The 1,082-nt window shown below is 48.9% G+C and carries 1 protein-coding gene and 1 pseudogene; one reads left to right on the top strand and one right to left on the bottom strand.

The window, feature by feature from the left end:
- Nucleotides 1-420, top strand: a pseudogene (gene aspA, locus R8N49_RS25110) (aspartate ammonia-lyase); the annotation flags it as partial.
- Between the two features lie 87 nt (nt 421-507).
- On the opposite strand, the gene R8N49_RS25105 reads toward aspA, so the two are convergent.
- Nucleotides 508-1,082: hybrid sensor histidine kinase/response regulator (locus tag R8N49_RS25105; RefSeq protein ID WP_318190210.1), on the bottom strand; the 575-nt coding region annotated here is incomplete at its 5' end.

Genomic DNA, 1,082 nt, shown 5'->3' with positions numbered 1-1,082 from the left:
GTTATTCCTGAAGCCGCAGCCATGGCGTCAGCGCAAGTGATTGGCAACGACGCAACCATCACCATCGCGGGTCAGTCTGGCAACTTCCAGTTGAATGTTATGCTACCCGTGATTGCACATAATATTTTGGAGAGCATTGAGCTCGTTGCGAACAGTGCGACCGCCCTTGCCAATAAGGCGATTGCGACCTTTGACGTTCGACAAGATAACCTCGATATTGCTTTGGCCAAGAATCCGATTTTAGTCACCGCACTAAACCCGGTGATCGGGTATTTAAAAGCGGCCGAAGTGGCGAAAAAAGCCTACAAACAAGGACGAGCCATCATTGATGTGGCCGAAGAGGAAACGGATTTAGACCGCGAAACGCTTGAAAGGCTACTTAATCCAGCCAAATTGACTCAAGGTGGCGTGGCTGAGTAAAGCACTGCTTTGAATATCTGCAGAATACAAAGAGACCTCTCATCGGAGGTCTCTTACTATCTGGCTCATGCGCTCAACTTACCTAAGTTACGCGACTCGATTGAGCACAGAGCGCAATTTAAGTGGCTTAACTGGTTTGGCAATAAAGCTGAAACCGTTCGCTTTGATGCCTTCCATCATATCGTCAGTACGGTCAGCACTGATTATCACCCCTTCAAAACGATTCCCCAGACGCAAACGACACTGTTGCAACACTTCTAACCCCGTACGTCCATTATCCAATCGATAATCAGAGAAAATGACGTCTGGCACCCAATCGCCTTCGAGCGCTTGTAAACTTTCGACGAGATCCGTCGCAACGCGTATGTCGCATCCCCAACGAGAGAGAAGATTTTCCATTCCGACCAAAATGTCAGGTTCGTTATCGACACACAAAATTCGCAAGTGGCACAACTCAGATTGAGGACTGGTCTCGACTTTCGCAGGGTGTGGCTGAACGTGACAAGCCTTATCCAAGGTTATCGAGAACACGCTGCCTTTGCCAAACCACGAACGCATTGAAATTTCGTGCCCCAACACCTGCGCAATCCCTTTGGAAATCGCCAAGCCTAATCCCAAGCCTTGATCGGAGCGTACTTGCGTTCCGCGATTAAACTCTTCGA

Source organism: Vibrio sp. 1978 (assembly GCF_033344345.1).
Note: the sequence above shows the minus strand (reverse complement) of the source record. Positions and strands in the feature narration are given on the sequence as shown.